General features: G+C 61.4%; 21 protein-coding genes. 3 read left to right on the plus strand and 18 right to left on the minus strand.

The features are described from left to right. Positions 1–55: 55 nt before the first annotated feature. The 3 genes from ACSMEV_RS20110 to nhaA form a co-directional block, all read right to left on the minus strand. Positions 56–484, minus strand: coding sequence for a type VI secretion system amidase immunity protein Tai4 (locus ACSMEV_RS20110; RefSeq protein ID WP_459206684.1), 429 nt, complete (start codon positions 482–484; stop codon positions 56–58). Further along, complete coding sequence (locus ACSMEV_RS20115) at positions 484–984, minus strand: type VI secretion system amidase effector protein Tae4 (protein WP_459206685.1); 501 nt, start codon at positions 982–984, stop codon at positions 484–486. The genes ACSMEV_RS20110 and ACSMEV_RS20115 overlap by 1 nt, the downstream gene beginning before the upstream one ends. A gap of 532 nt (positions 985–1516) precedes the next feature. After that, the gene (nhaA, locus tag ACSMEV_RS20120; RefSeq protein WP_459206686.1) at positions 1517–2872 is read right to left on the minus strand and encodes a Na+/H+ antiporter NhaA; all 1356 of its coding nucleotides are present in this window, start codon (positions 2870–2872) and stop codon (positions 1517–1519) included. A 539-nt stretch (positions 2873–3411) separates the two neighbouring features. Between nhaA and ACSMEV_RS20125 the strand changes: the two genes are divergently transcribed. Further along, positions 3412–4065, plus strand: a complete 654-nt coding sequence (locus ACSMEV_RS20125; RefSeq protein WP_459208390.1) for a S1 family peptidase — start codon at positions 3412–3414, stop codon at positions 4063–4065. 43 nt (positions 4066–4108) lie between these two features. On the opposite strand, the gene ACSMEV_RS20130 is transcribed toward ACSMEV_RS20125, so the two are convergent. Next, positions 4109–5182 (minus strand): diguanylate cyclase, encoded by a 1074-nt coding sequence (locus ACSMEV_RS20130; protein ID WP_459206687.1) that lies wholly within the window; start codon positions 5180–5182, stop codon positions 4109–4111. 182 nt (positions 5183–5364) lie between these two features. Here ACSMEV_RS20130 and ACSMEV_RS20135 point away from each other — a divergent pair, with 182 nt between their 5' ends. Continuing rightward, a complete protein-coding gene (locus ACSMEV_RS20135) occupies positions 5365–6270 on the plus strand; it encodes a bestrophin family protein (protein WP_459206688.1) in 906 nt (301 codons plus the stop codon). Here the strand turns inward: ACSMEV_RS20135 and ACSMEV_RS20140 are convergent. From ACSMEV_RS20140 to ACSMEV_RS20200, 13 genes are all read right to left on the minus strand, one after another. Continuing rightward, positions 6267–6659 carry a lysozyme inhibitor LprI family protein gene (locus ACSMEV_RS20140; RefSeq protein ID WP_459206689.1) on the minus strand — a complete coding sequence of 131 codons (393 nt, stop codon included), beginning with the start codon at positions 6657–6659 and terminating at the stop codon, positions 6267–6269. The genes ACSMEV_RS20135 and ACSMEV_RS20140 overlap by 4 nt on opposite strands. 165 nt (positions 6660–6824) lie before the next feature. Continuing rightward, positions 6825–7388 carry a GNAT family N-acetyltransferase gene (locus ACSMEV_RS20145; protein ID WP_459206690.1) on the minus strand — a complete coding sequence of 188 codons (564 nt, stop codon included), beginning with the start codon at positions 7386–7388 and terminating at the stop codon, positions 6825–6827. A 116-nt stretch (positions 7389–7504) separates the two neighbouring features. Continuing rightward, positions 7505–7891 (minus strand): YkgJ family cysteine cluster protein, encoded by a 387-nt coding sequence (locus tag ACSMEV_RS20150; RefSeq protein WP_459206691.1) that lies wholly within the window; start codon positions 7889–7891, stop codon positions 7505–7507. Between the two features lie 163 nt (positions 7892–8054). Beyond that, positions 8055–9263: an alanine transaminase gene (gene alaC, locus ACSMEV_RS20155; protein ID WP_459206692.1), complete on the minus strand. Its 1209-nt coding sequence runs from the start codon at positions 9261–9263 to the stop codon at positions 8055–8057. Positions 9264–9434: 171 nt separating this feature from the next. Then, positions 9435–10562, minus strand: coding sequence for a hypothetical protein (locus ACSMEV_RS20160; RefSeq protein WP_459206693.1), 1128 nt, complete (start codon positions 10560–10562; stop codon positions 9435–9437). Positions 10563–10686: 124 nt separating this feature from the next. Beyond that, positions 10687–11574 carry a heme o synthase gene (gene cyoE, locus ACSMEV_RS20165; RefSeq protein WP_459206694.1) on the minus strand — a complete coding sequence of 296 codons (888 nt, stop codon included), beginning with the start codon at positions 11572–11574 and terminating at the stop codon, positions 10687–10689. Positions 11575–11585: 11 nt separating this feature from the next. Next, a complete protein-coding gene (gene cyoD / locus ACSMEV_RS20170; protein ID WP_459206695.1) occupies positions 11586–11927 on the minus strand; it encodes a cytochrome o ubiquinol oxidase subunit IV in 342 nt (113 codons plus the stop codon). Further along, entirely contained in the window at positions 11927–12550 is a 624-nt protein-coding gene (gene cyoC / locus ACSMEV_RS20175; RefSeq protein ID WP_459206696.1) for a cytochrome o ubiquinol oxidase subunit III, read from the minus strand. The genes cyoD and cyoC overlap by 1 nt, the downstream gene beginning before the upstream one ends. A gap of 3 nt (positions 12551–12553) precedes the next feature. Further along, positions 12554–14572 carry a cytochrome o ubiquinol oxidase subunit I gene (cyoB, locus tag ACSMEV_RS20180; RefSeq protein ID WP_313738538.1) on the minus strand — a complete coding sequence of 673 codons (2019 nt, stop codon included), beginning with the start codon at positions 14570–14572 and terminating at the stop codon, positions 12554–12556. A gap of 3 nt (positions 14573–14575) precedes the next feature. Beyond that, positions 14576–15520 (minus strand): ubiquinol oxidase subunit II, encoded by a 945-nt coding sequence (cyoA, locus tag ACSMEV_RS20185; RefSeq protein ID WP_459206697.1) that lies wholly within the window; start codon positions 15518–15520, stop codon positions 14576–14578. 560 nt (positions 15521–16080) lie between these two features. Further along, positions 16081–16587, minus strand: a complete 507-nt coding sequence (locus ACSMEV_RS20190; RefSeq protein WP_459206698.1) for a disulfide bond formation protein B — start codon at positions 16585–16587, stop codon at positions 16081–16083. Between the two features lie 385 nt (positions 16588–16972). Continuing rightward, complete coding sequence (locus ACSMEV_RS20195; RefSeq protein WP_296262981.1) at positions 16973–17161, minus strand: hypothetical protein; 189 nt, start codon at positions 17159–17161, stop codon at positions 16973–16975. A 151-nt stretch (positions 17162–17312) separates the two neighbouring features. After that, the gene (locus ACSMEV_RS20200; protein WP_459206699.1) at positions 17313–18233 is read right to left on the minus strand and encodes a LysR family transcriptional regulator; all 921 of its coding nucleotides are present in this window, start codon (positions 18231–18233) and stop codon (positions 17313–17315) included. Between the two features lie 116 nt (positions 18234–18349). Between ACSMEV_RS20200 and ACSMEV_RS20205 the strand changes: the two genes are divergently transcribed. After that, positions 18350–19267 carry a DMT family transporter gene (locus ACSMEV_RS20205; RefSeq protein ID WP_459206700.1) on the plus strand — a complete coding sequence of 306 codons (918 nt, stop codon included), beginning with the start codon at positions 18350–18352 and terminating at the stop codon, positions 19265–19267. A 53-nt stretch (positions 19268–19320) separates the two neighbouring features. Here ACSMEV_RS20205 and ACSMEV_RS20210 read toward each other — a convergent pair whose 3' ends face one another. Continuing rightward, positions 19321–20208 carry a LysR family transcriptional regulator gene (locus ACSMEV_RS20210; protein WP_459206701.1) on the minus strand — a complete coding sequence of 296 codons (888 nt, stop codon included), beginning with the start codon at positions 20206–20208 and terminating at the stop codon, positions 19321–19323. Positions 20209–20319 lie beyond the last annotated feature (111 nt).

Below are 20319 nucleotides of genomic sequence, written 5' to 3' on the forward strand. Positions count from 1 at the left end.
GCATGGATGCCTACCCAGCAATCAAGCTTGCGCGGGCCCGCCACCGTTCCGAGGCTTAAGGGTTGTCCTGCTTATAGGTATGGTCGGGGTTGATGACCATTTCCTTCGCGAGAGCATCCAGTTCTTCGCTGTGATAAAGATCCAGGCACTTCAAGAAATCGAACCGGACACCTTTGACTTCATCCTCGACCAGTGGATTTTCATAGTCCCTGGCCAGATAGCTATTCACCAAGGCTTTGACCTTATCCGGACTCTTCTCCAAGTCATAGTACGTCCAGTCGCGCAAGGCGCTGACACTACTTCCGGCATCGGTCGAAGCGCCCTTGTCATCCGCATAGGCGTTTGCCACGCAGGTCGCGAACACCATGTCTTTATAGTTCTGCCCGTAGCTTCGCTCGATACTTTGTGGGGACGAGTGAACATCAGCTGCGCAGGCCGGCAGCGCGGTCAGCGTACAAGCCAGGAAACCCAAGAACCCTTTCATCAAATCAAGCTCCAGAAATTCGCCCGGTCCGTACGATAGGTGACACCTGGCTCATTGAAATAACAATGGTCGTAGCACGTAGTGCCATCGAACAACGTCGCATGGCCTTGCGCGTCACCCCAGCCAGACACCTCAAAAAGTACTACACCCCTCTTGCCAGCCAGGGCGCCGCCGCCAGTGGGCGGGTATTTGACCACATCCGGCTTGCCCCACTTGGACTCCAGGAACGTGATCAGATTCTTCACCCGGAAAAAATATTGCCGCTGGTCTCCCCCTGACACCGTCTGCCCCGGAATCTTGGGAATGGTAAGCCCTGCCTGGTTCAAGATGTAGCTCATGCGTACGGCGCAGGTATTGCTCCACTTCTGGGAGGGGTCTGGATTATTGATGTTTTTTTCGACATACCCTCCGATCAAGGTCGCGACCTTTAACCCCGAGTTAGCCGGATCGTAGATTTTCTGAGACGCCGCCCAAGCAGCTGCGAAAGAAGGCCTAGCCATTATTCATCCTTGCTGAAAACCATTGATGAAGGCAAATGGAGTACACGACATCAAGAACGGGCCTTCCTTAATACGACCCCATGCACGCGACACGTGGAAATCTATCACTGCGTCCAAGAAACCGGCAAGCCATGCGGCATCCTTCGATCCGGACATTGCAGACCGCCGGGTTCGGGCAGAAATAACCTATTGTCGAATCGAGTAAGTTTGCATGAGGGCATGACACTACTCCGCCACATACTGGCCATCGGAGCACAGCTTGTTATCAATTGGCCATTGCCAAGTGTTCGCTTTCGCTATCGTAGCCTCGAGCTTAATTACCACTCTGCTGAACACTCGCCCATCCTTATCTTACTGAGGCAGCCGTGTACTGCATCGCCTGGCAAGCACCCGCTGCACTTCCAAAGTGTCAGGCAATTGCCAGCTACTCAAATCGTTGAAAAAAGCCAAGCGCGCGGCTGCGCGCTTGGCCTTTCGATTGTCTAGCAACTCCTTGACGATAGGTCGAAGGTGGCCGAAGAACCCTCAGGCGCTACTTCCCGCCCCCAATCTTCCACTTGAAGTGCACCATCCCCCACACCAGGCCAATCACCGCCGACAAGGTCGACGCGCACAACACGCTCAACTTGGCCACCGCCAGCAGGTGCGCATCGTCGAAGGCCAGGCCCGCGATGAAGATCGACATGGTGAAGCCGATACCGGCCAGCAAGCCCACCAGCACCACCCCGCCCCACTTCACGTTCTGCGGCAGGGTGCACAGGCCGCTGCGCACCAGAACGAGCGTGGCGAGGAAGATGCCCACCGGCTTGCCCAGCACCAGCGCCATGACCACGCCGTAGGCGACGGAGAAGCTGATCGGCACGTCCAGCTGTGCGCCCTGCACGTTCACCCCGGCGTTGGCCAAGGCGAACAGCGGCATGATGGCGAACGCCACCCAAGGGTGCAGGCGTTCCTGCACCCGCTGCACCGGCGGCACCACTTCGCGCTCGGCCAGACGGATCTGCTTGAGTGGCGTGGAGACCTTCTTCTCGCCCTGGTCGACGCGGTGCAGCAAGTCGCGGAACGCCTTGGACATGAGGTCGAGCGGCCGCTCGTGGGACGGCGCGGAACGCACCGGCGTGATCAGGCCCAGCACCACGCCGGCCAGGGTCGGGTGCACGCCCAACTTGAGCAGGCCGGCCCAGACGATCACGCCCGGCACCACATAGGCCCAGGCCGTGCCGATGCCCATGCGCTGCATGAGCAGCACCAGCGCAAGGCCTGCGCCGGCGATGCCGAGCCCGGCGAAGTCCAGGCTGGCGGTGTAGAACACGGCGATGATCAGGATCGCGGCGATGTCGTCGATGATCGCCACGGCCAGCAGGAAAATACGCAGGTTGGCCGGAATCGACTTGCCCAGCAGCGCCAGCACACCGACGGCGAAGGCGATGTCGGTGGCGGTCGGCACCGCCCAACCGTGGCTCGAGGGCAGGCCCCAGTTGTAGGCGAGATAGATACCGGCCGGCACCAGCACCCCGCCTAGGGCGGCGCCCAGAGGCAAGGTGGCCATGCGTGCGTTGGACAGAGCGCCGTCCTGGATTTCCTGGCGGATTTCCATGCCGACCACCAGGAAGAAGATGGTCATCAGGCCATCGTTGACCAGAAAGTGCAGCGACTGGCCCAGGCTCAACGAGCCGATGCTGAGCACCACCTGGGTGTGCCAGAAAGCTTCGTAGGAGGCACTGGCCGAGCTGTTGGCCCAGATCAGTGCGGCGATCGCGGCGATGACCAGGGCGATACCGCTGACGGCTTCGATGTGGGCGAAACGCTCGAACGCGGCCAGGGCCTGGCTGGTGAGACGCTGCGGACGGGGAATGACGGTGGATGCGGGAGTATTGGGTGCGGGCACGTTGACGCCTCACCAGCGGCCCGACCGGTGTTGGATATTTAACCTGCGAGCCAGCGACATGCCTTACGCACCCAGGCGGCATTGTAGGCCCGGCGCCGGCCTGGTGCAAAAGGCTGCGGTCGGGAAGAGGGCCAATTTCCATGGCCCTGGCCCGATTGTGGATTTTTCTTACACGGCCATGGCGTGGAGGCGGATGACCAAGCTCCGCTCGATCCGATAGAGGATTCGTTGAGCCTTCCACGACTACGGTCTCCCCTTCCGGCTCACGCGCACGGCCTGGATTGGTCATCCAATCCAGTCTAAGCCACTCCCGTAATAAATCCTTACAGTCTGCCCACACCGGCATACGGCATACCACTCGGCGGATTCTATGCCTACCATCGCTAATTTCGATTGGCAATAGCTATGTGCCACCATTACCCTCCCTTCCATTGGACCTAATCCATAAGTTATGCATGCCGATAGCCTTCGTCATGCTGCCCATCTACCCCTCCAGAATCCAAATCATGAAATCGACTGTGCCCTGCCTCGCAGCACTGATGCTGTTGAGTGGGTGCAATGGAATGCCCACCAGTTCGTTCGCTTCAAACCCCACCTATGACCAAGCGTTTGTCGTCTATTCCGGCGGCCCGCTGCCGCTGCTGCTGATGGCCTCGGCCATCCAGTGGAACGAGGACTACGCCGTTACGGCCAAGCACACGCCCTTCCTTCCAGGAGTGGTGCACGAAGGCCTGGGCGATATCGTGTTCTTCCGTCACAAGGCCAAGCAGATTCCACAATGGCGCCAGTTCGTGCCAGGCGAGTCGGTTACGGCCGTAGGCTTCAATGGGCTGGCGATGCCCGTGCAAGGCCATGGCCACGCGTTGACCTCGCTGGTGCGCCTGCCGGGGACCGGCGGCGGGGTGTTCTATTCCGTGCATGACGGCCCGTTGGTCAAGGGCATGTCAGGGGGGCCGTTGTTCGCCGACGACGGCAAGGTGGTCGGCATCAACGTCGCTTACATAGACAAGGACGGTATCGACGCCGCTCGCCGCCCGGACCTGGCCAAGGCCAAACGCATCAGCGTGTTCATGCCCTACGCCGAGATAGACCGGGAATGGCAACGCTACCAGTACAAACTGGCGCACCAGGGCGCCGAGCCGAAGCGGCCGCAGCCGATCGCGGCACTGGTCGCCAAGGCGCCCGGCAACTGATCGCCAGCGGTCGCGCCTCTGCATCTGGCGCGGCGCGTGCGCCTCAGACCGACGCTGCCGACGCCTCGTTGGCCAGCACGAAACCGGCCAGGACCACCCGGTTGCGGCCGCCGTGCTTGGCTTGGTAAAGGGCCATGTCGGCGGCGTGCAGCCACGCGTCGGCACTCACCAGCGCCGGGCCATGGGCGGCTACGCCGATGCTCAAGGTCACGCGCAGTTGGCCTAACTCCGGGTGACGGAAGTCTTCGACGGCCTGGCGCAGGCGCTCGAGGATCTCCTGCGCCTGTACGGTGGAGGTTTCCGGCAACAATACGCAGAACTCGTCGCCGCCATAGCGCGCCATCGGGTCGCGTTTGCGTAGTTGCGCGGCAAGGGTGGCGCTGATGGTGCGCAGGATACTGTCGCCCACCAAGTGCCCGTAGGTGTCGTTGATGTGCTTGAAGTGGTCGACATCGATCAGCGCCAGGTGCGTGGGGACCGCTTGCGCGCGGCAGCGCTCGAACTCGCGCAGCAGCAAGTCTTTCAAGGCCCCATGGTTGGTCAGGCCGGTCAGGCTGTCGGTCTGGCTCAGCCGAGCTAGGGCACGCTTGTGCTGATTGAGCTGGGTCATCACTTGGTAACAGACCATGCCGACGGCGATGGGGTAGATGAGCAGGATCGGCAAGCATGCCAGCATCTGTTGCTGGGTGGTCGGCGGTAGCAACGGCGGGCCGTATAGCCATAACCCCACGACTATGCCCATGGCCTGCGCGGCAAAGGTCTTGACCAGCATGTGCCAACCGCCGGCGGCGATCTTGTCCATGGCGATCATCGACAGGACGATCACGCTGGGCAGCGGGTTGAGGCCCATCACTCCCACCCAGGCACCGCCGGCGAAACCGTCGAACAGCAGGTTGCGCTGTTCGGTACGGAACGGGTTGGCCGATCTGCGCGCCAGCTGAAACGCCACATGCGGCCAGACGAAGCCGTGCGCTAGCAGCAGCAACCAGAGCCAGGCGCCGGGCTGCAATGGCCAAATGCCGATCGCCACGCAGAAGAAGCCCAGACCGGTGCCGATGGCGCGCGGCAGATACATGCGCCTGGCGAACGACAGACCCTTACCGGCGGGCTGATGCATGGATGAGTACCGAATGGATGGGGTGTCGGGTTTCGACACGGATGGAAGTAAAGGTGGCCAGGCCACAGGAAGGCATTGTGCCATCACCACTTGAATCGGTACACATCTGCACAAAGGCTTACGCGAACCTTGTTCCCTTAGTGGCGTCGGATGCTCACTGTTCATGCACACGAGGTCGTGCCTTGAAAGATTTCATTGCCCGCAAAGTCCATCTGGTGACGAAAACCTTCGGCTACATCGGTTGGTCGTTGTTCTGGCTGCTGATCTGGGACGTGGTCGTCACCATCGATTTCATGCTGTTCCTCAACAGCAAGTTCAACTTGCCGCTGATTCCGCTCACCCTGCTCGGCTCGGCGCTGGTGGTGCTGGTGAGCTTTCGCAACAGCAGTGCCTACAACCGCTGGTGGGAAGCGCGCACCTTGTGGGGTGCGATGGTCAACAACTCGCGCAGTTTCGCGCGGCAGGTACTGACCTTGGTCGACGATAGCGACGAGCGTCTCAACCCGGTCAAAGCCACCCTGCTGCGTCGCCAGGTGGCCTACGTCAACGCCCTGGCCGCGCAGCTCAAGGGCGAACCCTGCCGCCCGGAACTGACGGCGTTCATCCCGCACACCGAATTCGAGCGGCGCAACGGCTCGAACAATTTCGCCAACGACATCCTTGCCGGTTCCGCCGCGCTGTTGGCGAACGAATACAAGGCCGGTCGGCTCGACAGCATCCGCCTGGCGCGGCTGGAGTCGACCATGGTCGACATTTCCAACGCACAGGGCGGTATGGAGCGTATCGCCAACACACCCCTGCCCTTTCCCTACGTGTATTTCCCGCGGCTGTTCATCAGTTTGTTCTGCCTGATCGTGCCAGTGGGCATCGTCGAATCGCTGGGCTGGTTCACGCCGCTGGCTTCGACCGTGGTCGGCTTCATGCTGCTGGCCATCGAGCGCATCGGCACCGACTTGCAGAGCCCGTTCCGCGCCAGCGAACACCAGATCAAGATGGACACCATCTGCGAAACCATCGAGCGCAACCTGGAGTCGATGCAGCGCGAAGCGCTGTGCGACGAGCCGGTGCCGGAACTGGAGCGGGTCTAGCCTTCGGGGTTGGCCAGCTGCTCGAGTTCGCTGGCGCGGTCGCGGGTCATGTCTTTGACGCACATCGAGGCATCGACCCGAGACAGGGTGCCGCCGCCCAGGCTGCCATGGAAGCTGCAATTGGCATCACGGTAGGCCAGCCAGCTTCGCTGGACCGTGCGCAGGGTTTGCTTCTGCTCGGTGTCCAGCTTGCCCATCAGTTGTTTGTAGGCGGCGTTGAGGCGCTTGTCCTGGGCCTCGTGCTCGGTCTGGATGCAGGTCAGCATCAGCGTCGTGCTGGAGGCGGTGTCGATGCATTGGGTGTAGGCCGCAGAATCCTCTGCCGCCTGCGCGCCGGTGGCGGTGAGCAGCAACGCCAGGCAGGCGCCGGTCAGGGAACGAAGAACCATGTGAACTCCTTTCGATTGGGTGGAAGGGCCGTCTGCCCGGCGCGCAAAAAGCGAGCGCCGGCCAATTCGGCGCCACGGATCGCACGCGTGGATGCGGGTGCCATCGGCCCTGGCCGCGCAGTGTAGCGCTGCCCTGCTCCGGGTGCAGCGCCTCGGCTACCGCGTTTAGGCCACCGGCGGCTCCAGCAACAGACCGTACAGCCCCGAATCGGACAACTCCCCCGCCACGCACCAACGCGCCCGCAGGGTGCCTTCGAGCACGAACCCCTGCCGCTCCAACGTACGCGCCGAGCCCTCGTTACGCGGGTCGATCTCGGCCTCCAGGCGGCGCAGGTGCAGGGTGTGAGCCAGGTAATCGATGAAACAGGTCAGGGCTTCGTCCATGTAGGCGCGCCCTTGCACGGCCGTGGCCAGGCAGTAGCCGATCTCGCCACGGCGCGACACCTCGTCGAGGTTGAACAACTGCACCATGCCGATCAGTTCGCCGTTGTCGCGGCGGTACATGCCCAGCTTCAGTTGCTGGCCCGCGAGATAGGCCTGGTGGTCATCCGCCAACGCCGCCTGCGCCTCGGCCACGCTTTGCCACGGCGCGTGGTGCCAATATCGCATCACCTGTGGGTCGGCCATGATGGTCAACCAGGCCTGCGCATCGTCCTGGGTCATGGGGCGCAGTTGCAGGCGCGGGCTTTCCAGGCAGAGATCGAGGGGGAAACTGCGAAGCTGGGTCAAGCCGGACCTCCTTGGCATGTGCGGTCATGTGACCGGGTAGTGTCGGCCGACCGGGCACGCCGAGCGCCCCGGCCTTGGTCGAATGGACACGCCGATGCTACCTCGCCACGCCGGTGTCACGCCACGCGCGCGCCGTCGTCATCCGGCCAGTGCGGCTCGTTGGCGCCGGGCGGCGTCAGCGGTGGCAGGCCGTAGGCCGCGCGGGCCTTGTCGCAACTGGGGTTGTGCACGCCTTCGACCCATGACGCTTCGAACTCCCGACAAGGCGTCGAGCGGTTGGCGTAGATGCTGCAGCCCACCTGCTTGCCGATCTCGCCTTGCAGGCTGGTGCAACGACAGGGCTTGGCGTCGGTGCCGATCATGGCCACCCGTGAGGGGCTGATCTGCACCACCAGATCGTCGGGCACCAAGCCGCCGGACGACTGGCATTCGCCCCAGAAGAAGGACACACGGAAGTACCCGCAGCAGGCGCCGCAGTCAAGGCAAGGGTTGTTTTCGGACATGATGCCACGGAGAGGGAAGGATTGAGGGAAGCGGGCCTGGCCCGCCGCTCTTTGTAATCCAAGCCCAGGCGGCTGAGAAGAGGGGCGATGAAAAATAAATGGGCAGCCGATAGCTGGTCGAATCGGCCCCACCACGGGTCGATACCCGTGGCGAGGCGAAAGCCTACTTGTGGATCAGGCCATCGGCCCGGAACATCTGCCGAATGCCACGAATGGCCTGGCGGATGCGGTCCTGGTTCTCGATCAGGGCGAAGCGCACGTGGTCGTCGCCGTAATCACCGAAACCGATGCCCGGCGACACACAGACCTTGGCCTCGGCCAGCAGCTTTTTGGCGAACTCCAGCGAACCCAGGTGCGCATAGGCCTCGGGGATCTTGGCCCAGACGTACATCGACGCTTTGGGGTTCTCGACCATCCAGCCCAGCTCGTGCAGCCCCTTGACCAGCAGGTTGCGCCGCTGGCGGTACTGCTCGGCGATGTCGCGCACGCATTGCTGGTCGCCTTCCAGGGCCGCGATGGCCGCCACCTGCAGAGGCGTGAAGGTGCCGTAGTCGTGGTAGCTCTTGATCCGCGCCAGAGCACTGACCAGCTCGGGGTTGCCGACCATGAAGCCGATGCGCCACCCGGCCATGTTGTAGCTCTTGGAGAGGGTGAAGAACTCCACGGCAATGTCTTTGGCGCCGGGCACCTGCATGATCGACGGCGCCTTCCAGCCGTCGTAGACGATATCGGCGTAGGCCAGGTCGTGGATGACCAGCACGTTGTACTGCTTGGCCAGCGCCACCACGCGCTCGAAGAAGTCCAGCTCGACGCACTGCGCAGTGGGGTTGGAGGGGAAACCCAGGATCATCATCTTCGGCTTGGGGATCGACTCGCGGATCGCCCGCTCCAGCTCGTTGAAGAAGTCCACCCCCGGCACCAACGGCACCGAACGCACCTGGGCACCGGCGATCACCGCGCCGTAGATGTGGATGGGGTAGCTGGGATTGGGCACCAGCACCGTATCGCCCTGGTCGAGGGTGGCCAGCATCAGGTGCGCCAGACCTTCCTTGGAGCCGATGGTGACGATGGCCTCGTCGTCCGGGTCGATGTCAACCTCGTAGCGGTCCTTGTACCAGCGGGAAATGGCGCGGCGCAGGCGTGGGATACCGCGGGAGGTGGAGTAGCCGTGGGTGTCGTCGCGCTGCGCGACCTGTACCAGTTTCTCGACGATGTGCGGCGGCGTGGCGCCGTCGGGGTTGCCCATGCTCAGGTCGATGATGTCCTCGCCACGGCGGCGGGCGGCCATCTTGAGTTCGGCGGTGATGTTGAAGACGTAGGGAGGAAGACGATCGATGCGCGCGAAACGGCGCGGCGAAGGGGTATCAGCCATGGAAGCCTCTAAGACGTAAGCGCCCGGAACCGTCCGAGCGACGTTGGCCACTGCGGTGGCCGAAACAGACGATACTGCCGTTCGACCACTCTTGCAAAGCGATATTTCTTGTTTAAGGCATCAATTCAGGCTTTTTTAATTGAAATCAGTTTCATGGATAGCGCTTGCACATCATCGCAGGTGTCGGTAGCTGTCCACGCTGATCTGCGTTGCATGCAATCCTTCGCAAGGCTCGAGCGAATCGCCGGTGATCTTGCTGAACAGGGTATCGCCGATGCCCAAATGCACCAGCCGATCGTCCGGCTCTCCCTCGGTCATCATCGTATAGGACACCGAGCGCATGGCCACGTACTGCCCGTCGTCCTGGACCATCTGCTGGTGGTGGCCCATCAGTTGCCGATCGTCCAAGCCCAGCGTTTTATCCAGCTTCGTACCCCAACGCGCCAGGCACACCTCGGCGAAATGCCGCACCACCAGGCCCGGCGCTTTCAGCGCATCGCCCTCGCCATCGCCATGTATCGAAGCATTGCCGACCAGCGTGGCGTGACGACCGGGCATCGGATAGACGTGCAGGTGCGTCGTCGATTCGACCTTGGGAATCACGCAGGCGAAACCTTTGGAGCGCTCGTCGCGCGAGTAGAAGCCCACATACTCCTGGACGTTTTCTGCCAGCTCGACCCGCTCGGTGCACATGTTGCCCACCCCCGGCACCGGGTCGATGGCGAAGATGCTCACCGGCACCGCGCTCAACTCCGGATCTTGGGCCATGGCGTTGGCCAGCATGTGACAACTGATCCCGCCCCTGCTCCAGCCCACCAGGTTCACGCGCTCCGGAATCACCGACTTGCGGAACTGCTTGATGATCTGCTCCTGCAACTGCTGTGGCGTGGTCTTGCGTTCGCCATAGTCGTAGGTGCGCCAGAACCAACTGCCCGTTTCGCTGGGCGGCGGGATTTCGACGCCGGCGCTCTGCAGCTTCTGGTACTCCTCTTCGCTCAAGTGCTGGCGCTGCCAGTCGGCCTTGCCCTTGATGACCTGAAGGGCATGCTGGACGTTTTCCTCCCAGCCCTTGCCGAACAGCTGGCCGGTCCAGTTGAAGTAGCGTCCGGGTTCGACGAACAGCTGGTCGTCCTGAAGATTGCCGCTGCCCGGCCCGTCCATGACGATCCAGTCGGCGAACTCGCGGCCCTGGTCATGGCTGGCCAGGGTCGAGACCAGCTCGCCGTTCCAGTAGTTGGCGTTGTGGGCGTCGAAGCTCTGCGAGCCGGTGCCACAAAAATATACGGTGAATACGCTCATGGGTTTGCGTCCTGATCAGTAAGGAGGCGCAAGACTGGAACGATTTTCGCCGCCACCGCAGAGGGAATCGCGCGCATAAAAAAACCCTGACACCAGGCCAGGGTTTTCGATTACCGCACTGTCGTCACCGCGCGTAGGTCATCAGCACATCGGCAGCGGTCTGGCTGTCCACCGACATCATCAGGCTCAGGGCCATGACGGTGAGGATGGAGAAGCCGAACACCTTGCGTGCCCACTTGCTGTCGTCCTGGGCCTTGTAGCCGCCCCAGGCCATGTACAGCCAGTACAGGCCCATCGCCGCCGCTACTACCAGATAGCCGATACCGGCGTATCCGCCGAGGGTCAGCATGAGGGTGGCCAGCACGAAAGCCAGAATGTACAGCAGGATCTGCTTCTTCGCGGCCAGCACGCCACGCGCCACCGGCAACACCGGAATGTTGGCGGCGCGGTAGTCGTTGAAGCGGAAGATGGCGATGGCGAAGCTGTGCGGCATCTGCCACAGGCTGAACATCACCAGCAGGGTCACGGCGGCCAGGTCGAAGCTGTTGCTCACGGCGCAGTAACCGATCACCGGAGGCATGGCACCGGACAGGCTGCCGACCAAGGTGCCGTGCACCGATTTGCGCTTCAACCATAGGCTGTAGAAGCCGACGTAGACCACGAAGCCTGCCAGCGCGCAGTAGGCCGCCAGCGGGTTGGCCTGGACGTACAGCAAGCCGAAGCCGGCCACGCCCAGCAGCGTCGCGTAGACCAGCGCCACGGTCAGGGACATACCGCCCTGGACCATGACGCGGTTCTTCGTACGCTCCATCTTCTGGTCGATGTCGCGGTCGATGCAGTTGTTGAACGCACAACCGGAAGCCACCACCAGGCACGTACCGACGACCACTGCCAACAGCAGCGTGAAGTCGATGTGGCCCTTGGCAGCCAGAAAGAAACCGCCTGCCACGGAAATCACGTTGCCGAAAATGATGCCGGGCTTGGTGATCTGGATGAAGTGCTTCACGGACATGCAGTCTTACCTCACTTGGCCATCATTTCGAAGTGGATGCTGAAAATGATCCACAGCGACAGGCCGACCAACAGTGCGATCACCATGATGGTGAAGAGGAACGTCGTCAGGTTGTTGCGTTGCGCTTTCGAGCGGTCCATGTGCAGGAAGTAGAACAGGTGAACTACGACCTGGACGACGGCGAGCGCGACGATGACCAGGATGGTCGTGCTCTTGGTCAGGTTGAACATGCCCGGGTACATCGCCATCGCGAACGGAATCGCGGTCAGGATCACCGACAACACGAAGCCGATGGCGTAAGACTTCACGCTACCGTGGTTGTCTTCGTGGTGCGTGTCGTGTGCATTGGCCATTACAGAACCCCCAGCAGGTAGACGACGGTGAAGACGCAGATCCAGACCACGTCCAGGAAGTGCCAGAACAGGCTCAGGCAGCTCATGCGGGTCTTGACGCTCGGCGTGATGCCTTGAGTCTGCAGCTGGTACATCAGTACCGCCATCCAGATCAGACCCGAAGTCACGTGCAGACCGTGGGTGCCTACCAGGGCGAAGAAGCCCGACAGGAAGCCGCTACGGGTCGGCCCGAAGCCCTCGTTGATCAGGTGGTGGAACTCGTAGATTTCCATCCCGATGAAGCCGGCACCGAACAGGAAGGTGACGGCCAACCAGCCCAGCACACCGGCCTTGTTGCCCTTGAACATCTGCAGCATGGCGAAGCCGAAGGTGATACTGGACAGCAGCAGCAACCCGGTTTCGACGGCCACGAATGGCAGTTCGAAGATGTCGTGACCCGACGGGCCGCCGGCAAAACTGCCGGACAGCACCGCGTAGGTGGCGAAGAGCGACGCAAACAAAATGCAGTCGGTCATCAGGTAGAGCCAGAAACCGAAGACGGTCATCTGGCCCGAGTCGTGGTGGTGATCGTCGTGACCATGGTCGTGACCATGATCACCAGCGTGGATTACATGACTGGACATTGATTAAACCCGTTCAAACGTTTCGACACGAGCGCTACCGGTAGGTACGCCGGCGAGCTGCAGGGCCCGTTGACGTTCACCTTCGATGCGCGCGACTTCCTCGGCAGGCACCATGTAGCCCTGGTCGTCACGTGCAGCGTGGCGAACGAAGACTGCGATGGTCGCAACCAGGCTGACGCCGACCAGCCACCAGATGTGCCAGACGAAGGCGAAACCGAAGACCGCCAGCAACAGGCCCATGAACACACCGGTGGAGGTGTTGTTCGGCATGTGGATCGCTTCGTACTTGGCCGGAGCCTTGTACGCAACGCCCGCATCCTTGGCTTCGTGCCAGGCGTCCAGGCCGACTTTTTCCGGCATGGTGGCGAAGTTGTAGAACGGTGGTGGCGACGAAGTCGACCATTCCAGGGTACGGCCGCCCCATGGGTCGCCCGACACGTCCAGGTTCTGGTTGCGGTCGCGAACCGATACGTAGAGCTGGATCAGCTGGCAGGCGATACCGCAAGCGATCAGCGCGGCACCGGCGACGGCGACGTACAGGTAGGGTTCCCACAGTGGGTTGTCGGTGTGGTTCAGACGACGGGTCATGCCCATGAAGCCCAGCGCGTACAGCGGCATGAACGCCACGTAGAAGCCGGAGATCCAGAACCAGAACGCGGCCTTGCCCCACTTCTCGTTCAGGGTGAAACCGAACGCTTTCGGGAACCAGAACGCGAAGCCTGCGATGTAACCGAAGACGGCGCCACCGATGATCACGTTGTGGAAGTGCGCGATCACGAACAGGCTGTTGTGCAGCACGAAGTCCGCGCCCGGTACGGCCAGCAGTACGCCGGTCATGCCACCGATCGAGAAGGTGACCATGAAGCCCAGGGTCCACATCATCGGCGGGGTGAAGCGCACACGGCCTTGGTACATGGTGAACAGCCAGTTGAACAGCTTCACACCGGTCGGGATGGAGATCAGCATCGTCGCCAGGCCGAAGAAGGTGTTGACGCTCGCGCCGGCACCCATGGTGAAGAAGTGGTGCAGCCAGACCGCAAAGCCGAGGATGGCGATCGCACCCGATGCGTAGATCATCGCGTGGTGGCCGAACAGGCGTTTGCTGGAGAACGTCGAGGTGACTTCCGAGAACACGCCGAAGGCCGGCAGGATCAGGATGTAGACCTCAGGGTGACCCCACGCCCAGAACAGGTTGACGTACATCATCGGGTTCCCACCAAGCGAGTTGGTGAAGATGTGGAAGTCCAGATAACGGTCAACGGTCAGCAGTGCCAGTGCGGCGGTCAGGATCGGGAACGAAGCCACGATCAGGACGTTCGCCCAGGTGCAGGTCCAGGTGAAGATCGGCATGTCCATCAGTTTCATGCCAGGCGCGCGCATCTTGGCCACGGTGACCAGGAAGTTCACGCCGGTGAGCGTCGTGCCTAGACCCGATAGCTGTAGCGCCCAGATGTAGTAGTCGACACCTACCCCCGGACTGTACTCGATGCCGGACAGCGGCGGATACGCGACCCAACCGGTCTTGGCGAACTCGCCGACACCCAGGGAGACGTTGACCAGGATGACGCCTGCGACCAGTAGCCAGAAGCTCAGGGAGTTCAGGAACGGGAAGGCAACGTCGCGCGCACCGATCTGCAGAGGCAGGGCCAGGTTCATCAGGCCGGTGAAGAACGGCATCGCCATGAAGATGATCATGATCACACCGTGGGCGGTGAAGATCTGGTCATAGTGCTCAGGCGGCAGATAGCCTTCGGAGCCACCGGTGGCGAGGGCTTGCTGGGAACGCATCATGATGGCGTCGGCGAAGCCGCGCAGCAGCATGACCATGGCGACGATGATGTACATCACGCCGATCTTCTTGTGGTCGACCGAAGTCAGCCACTCGCTCCACAAGTAGTTCCACTTGCGGAAGTAGGTGATGCCACCTGCCACAGCGATACCGCCGAGCGCGATGATGGCAAGCGTCACCATCACGATCGGCTCGTGATACGGTATCGCCTCCAGACTTAATTTACCGAACATCTCTTACTCCTCTGCCCCGGCAGCTGGTTGCTTACTCGAATCCACACCCTGGGTTGTGGCCAGATCCTTGCTGCCTTCTTTTTCGTGGCTAACACGGCCGCGGTTCATGCCTTCGTACTTGTCGACGATCAGCTGGAACTGCTCAGGCGATGCCTCGCTGTACAGCACGACTGGATTGTTTTCAGTAGGTTTGGCCAAGGCCTCGTAGGTGGCCTTGTCCAGCTTCAACGGCGAACGCTTCACTTCGGCGACCCATGCATCGAAGTCAGCCTGGGAAGTGGCCGTCGCCTTGAACTTCATGCCGGTGAAACCGGCGCCGCTGTAGTTGGCGCTGATACCGTCGAATACACCTTCCTCGTTGGCGATCAGGTGCAGCTTGGTGGTCATGCCCGCCATCGCGTAGATCTGGCCACCCAGGCCCGGGATGAAGAACGAGTTCATCACGGCATCGGAGGTGACGCGGAAATTGATCGGGGTGTTGGCCGGGAAGTTGATCTTGTTCACCGTGGCAATGCCTTGCTCGGGATAGATGAACAGCCATTTCCAGTCTAGCGCGACCACGTCGATCTGCACCGGCTTGACGTCGGAGTCGAGCGGACGGTACGGGTCCAGGCGGTGCGTGGACAGGTAGGTGACATAACCCAGGGCGATGATGATCAGGATCGGGATGATCCACACCGCAGCCTCGATCTTGGTCGAGTGCGACCAGTCGGGGGTGTAGGTGGCCGACTTGTTGGAAGCGCGATACTTCCAGGCGAAGGCCAGGGTCATGATGATGACCGGCACTACCACAAGCAGCATCAGGCCGGTTGCGATCAGGATCAGGTTCTTTTGCTCAATGCCGACCTGGCCCTTGGGGTCGAGCAGGGTCCAGTTGCACCCACTGAGTAAAAGCATGCCTAAAACGGGCAATATGCCAAACAGTCTGGGGTAACGCTTTTTACTCATCTCACGACCTCTAGATCAGCTTGCTTCAATGCAATTGTGTTTTGGTAGCCGACGTTCCTTCCTGCCAAACGCCAGCATTTCTTAGCTCGAATACGCGCCGGCCAATGATCCGACTGCAGGATTTGGCGAGGAACGTGTTCGACGGTGCTTTAGGTACTATAGGCAAACGGCCTGTGCTGCAGACCAAGTCCATTTGGTGCGAGAAAAACGCGGAGGGGTATCCGCCCGGAATCGCCGCAGGCGAAACTTGACGAAGTCAGCAAAAAGGAGCGCTGAGGCTTCCTTCTATCCTGCGACTCGCAAGCAGTTGCCGAACGGAAATTGGGGGCGATTGTAGTTAGCTAGCCAGACGGTGACTATGACTTATTGAGCAACAGTCCTTTACATAAACCGTAACAATAGGCCATGCAAAATCAACTTTGCGACAGTTTGTCGCACCCCCCACGAAGACCCTGAAAGCCTTTGGCGATGCGGCTTTCAGCGTTCTCGCAAGCGCCTCCGGGCTAGTTGCCGCCGTTGCCGGGGACTTCTTGAAAGCCCCCTGCCCTGCGGCATTTTGTCTAACCCTTGCGGCGGTTGCGCACGATGCCGAGCGGCACCAGCACCGCAGTGAGCACGAAGGCCACCAAGGCCCATTGCGCCAGCGACAAACCCAGGATCGGCGGGTAAGGCGTGCTGCAGAAACCGTCGACCTGGAACGCCAGAGGCCACAGCTTGGCGAGCGGCAAATCGTCGACGATCGGTTGCAGGGTATCGATGCCGCAACTGACCATGGGGTTGGCGAGTATATAGACATGGTTGCCCGCCGCAACAATCCCACCGATGGCACTGACCACCACCAGCGCCTCGCAGACCGTCAGGCTGCGCCGCCCGGGCATGGCCGCGCCGAGGAAGGCGAACACCGCGATGAACAGCAAGGCGTAGCGTTGCAGGATGCACAGCGGGCAAGGCGCCTCGCCCAAGACGACTTGCATGTACAGCGCACCGCCGATCAACGACAGGCAGATGACTCCAAGCAAAACCAGAAAGCGCCGTTCCCGGTTCAAGGTGGAGGAGAGTTCGTTCATTGCCGGGTCCTTCGGTGAAAGAGGCTTGGGTGGAAAATCACGGCGCACACCTGAGTCGCTAGGACTCGAAGTAGGTGAATCGGTTCAACGAAGGGGTCGATTCCGATACGCCCCAATGTCGGCAACCGAGGTTGCGACAGCGGGAGTGAAGAATACAGAGATTAATGAAGGATTAAAGGTAAACGAGAGGAAGGCGCTTTCATTTAAGACGCGCAGGAGTGTGGGTGCCAATATGGCCAGGATGGCGAGCAGTCAGAAGGTTTTACGGGGCGAAGCGGCACGTACGGCGCGTGCGAGGGCGATCGGTGACGCTACCGGGCCCTCGTGTGTGCGAATCTACTTTGATGAGCACCTATCGGGCGCAAGCCGCGCCCCAGGGCTAGGATCATGGACGTTTCTCGTTCAGCGACTCCTGCAGTGCGAGGGAGGCCGCCAGGCGGGTCACTTCCAGATCGTTGTCGGAATACAACCGCTGACCGGTCTCGTCTTCGATGCAAAACGCTTGGGTAACCCCTGACTCGCGCAGCTCTTCAGGGACATCGCTACCGTGGACCTTGATGACATGAATGGACATGACGCTCTCCTAACCAGGACGTTGAATCTTTTGGATGGAGGCGAACGGCGATAGGTTCGAACGGGGGTGGGGGTGATCCCGACCAACGGATTTGCGGGGATAGTTCCCTCGAAAAGATGTAATGCCGAGCGCTTTGCGGGTGCCGCCAAGGTCATGCCGACCCGCCGGTGTGAGCGATCAGATAGTCGATGAGCACGCGCACCTTCGCCGGCAAAAAGCGCGTCGGATGATAGAGCAACCAGATCTCGCCCTGGTACTTGCCTGGATCGAGCTCCCACTCGGGCAACACGTGGAGGACCGTTCCACGCAGCAGGGCGTCTCTGGCGATGAAGTCCGGAAGATTGGCAACGCCCAGACCACTCTCCGCGGCACTCAACCGTGCACCCGCATGGTTGGCGGCATAGCGGCCGCTGACCTGGACAGACTGCGTGCGGTCTGCGTGCCGTAGCCTCCAGCGATTGTCATCGGGCGTTTCACCCAGACACACGCACTGATGCCGGGCCAGGTCCGAAGGTACGCTCGGGGCGCCGTTCTTTTGTAAATAACCAGGGGATGCGCAAAGCAGCCAACGGACTCTGCCCAACGGCCGCCCGGCCAGCCCTTGCGGGGGGCGGTCGGTGAGACGGATCACCAGGTCCAGGTCATCTGCGAGCGGGTCGGCGTCGAGGTCGTTGAATACCAGTTGCACATCGATCTGCGGATGATGCTTTAGAAACTCGAGCACGAGCGGGTGCAGCACCGTGCGCGCGAACTGCGTAGGCGCGCTCAGCCTGACCCGCCCTTTAGGCGAAGCGGCGAGCTCGCCGGCCACATCCACCGCACTGTTGGCCGCTTCGAGCATCCGCGTGCAATGGCGGTACACCTCCATCCCGGATTCGGTCGGACGAATGCGCCGCGTCGTACGTTCCAGCAGCTGCGCACCCAACGATTGCTCGAGGCGCTTGATCTGCCGGCTCACCGACGAAGGCAGCATGCCGAGCTGGCGGGCCGCTTCCGAGAAGTTGCCTGCGTCGATGACGCGCACCAACAGCGCCATGTCGGCCAGGGATTCGTGCAACTGGGCAGGGGTCATCGTCGTATCGTCTGGGGGGATTTGTGCGAACGCAGCATAACTGATGTGCCAGACCGATGCGTTGTCTTGGCCTGTGTGCGGCTCGATACTGCCCGCCTCTACGACGGGGCCTGCCCATGAACGACCAGCGTAAATCGTTACTCATCAGCGACCTCATGCTGCTAGCCGTGGCAGTGGTATGGGGCACCAGCTACGGGGTCGTGAAATCGGCCTTGGTGTTCTACCCAGTGCTGGGGTTGCTCGCCCTGAGATTCACCCTCACCTTCGTCATCCTGAGCCCGGCGCTGCGGCAGCTGGCCGGACTATCGCTGCGCCAATACCTGGGCTTGCTGAGCACCGGGCTCCTGCTGCTGGGGATTTTTCTGAGCGAAACGTTCGGACTGCTCCATACCTCTGCCACGAATGCGGCGTTCCTCATCAGCCTTTGCGTGATGCTCACGCCCTTGGTCGAGTGGGCGTGGCTGAAAAGAAGGCCCACCCGGCTGGAGTGGTTGGCCGTGGGCATCTCCATGGTCGGGGCTGCGCTGATGGCACTGCACGGCGAGTTCGGAATGAACGTGGGGGATGCACTGATCTTGCTGGCCGCAGTGTGCAGAGCCGTGCAGGTATGCCTGGTCAAGCGCGTCGTGCAAAGCAGCCAGATTCCGGCCTTGGCTGTGACCGCACTTCAATCTGGGGTCGTTGCTTTGGGTTGCGTGCTGTTGGCGTTCATCGCCCTACCGGCGCCGGTGGAAAGCCTTGCGAAGGTCGCCGACCCTGTGGCGTTTTGGGGCTACGTGGCATACCTGGTACTGGCCTGCACGCTGTTCGCATTTTTTGCCCAGAACTACGCGATAAAGCGCAGCAACCCGACGCGGGTCTCGTTGTTGATGGGCAGCGAGCCCCTGTTCGGCGGGCTGTTCGCAGTGCTTTGGCTCAATGAGTCCGTGACCGCGCAAGGCTGGATAGGGGGCGGTTTGATCTTCGTGTCGTGCGTTCTGGCCAGTCGGAAATGGTCGTTCTGGCGGTTGAAGGCGGCGGCTTCCGTTGCCTGATGGCGCTGCATACCCGGCCATTGACTTCTCCCTGTCCCTCGCAGGAGTCGCCCCTACATCCGCAACGCCTGCAAGACCAGCGAAAACGCTGCCGAAGGCTGGCGCCGGCTCGGGTAATACAGATAGTAGCCGGCAAACGCCGGACACCAGTCTTCGAGCACCCGCACCAGCCTCCCCTCTTCCAGATGCGGCGCAAACTCTTCTTCCGGCAACCAGGCCACGCCCAGCCCCGCCAGCGCGGCATCGGCGATGTTGGGCGACGTGTTGAAGATCAATTGCCCCTCCACACGCACATTCACCTGACGGCCCTTGTTCTCGAAATCCCATACGTACAACCCACCCGAAGTTTGCATGCGTTGGTTGATGCATCGGTGGGCAAGAAGGTCCTTCGGCGTTTTTGGCTTGGGGCGGATAGCGAAGTATGCCGGCGATGCCACTACGGCCATGCGCAAGGGCGGGGTGATCGGCATCGCGATCATGTCCTTGTCGAGCGTATCGCCCATGCGCACGCCAGCATCGAAACGATCCGCGACGATATCGCGCAGTCCGTAGTTCACGTCGAACTCGATGTGCAAGTCGGGGTATTCGAGCAGCAGCGGCGTCAACTTGGGTAGCAGTGTGGTCCTCAGGATGTGGTCGCCGCTGGTGATGCGCACCGTGCCAGCAGGTTTGTCGCGCATCTGCGTCAGTTCGTCCAGTTCGGTCTGGATCGCGTCGAAGCGGTGCCCTGCCGCCGCCAGCAAACGCTCGCCCGCTGCGGTGAGGGAAAGGCTGCGCGTGGTGCGCGTCAGCAGACGAATCTGCAAGCGCGCCTCCAGACCGCTGATGGTCTGGCTCAACGCCGATTGGGTGATGCCGAGCACGGCAGCAGCGCGGGTGAAGCTACCTTCGCGGGCAACGGTCACGAACGCGAGCAAGTCGTTGAAATTGGGTTTGGCCATGACGGGAGTATTGCACAGCGGATTGATTAGCAGAGCTTATAGGCATATTCGCTATTGAGTAGCTAGTTCGATGGGCCTGCAACGTCGAAGATTGCAGGCATCGTCAACGGC

The sequence above is a fragment of the Pseudomonas sp. MLB6B genome (assembly GCF_054508135.1).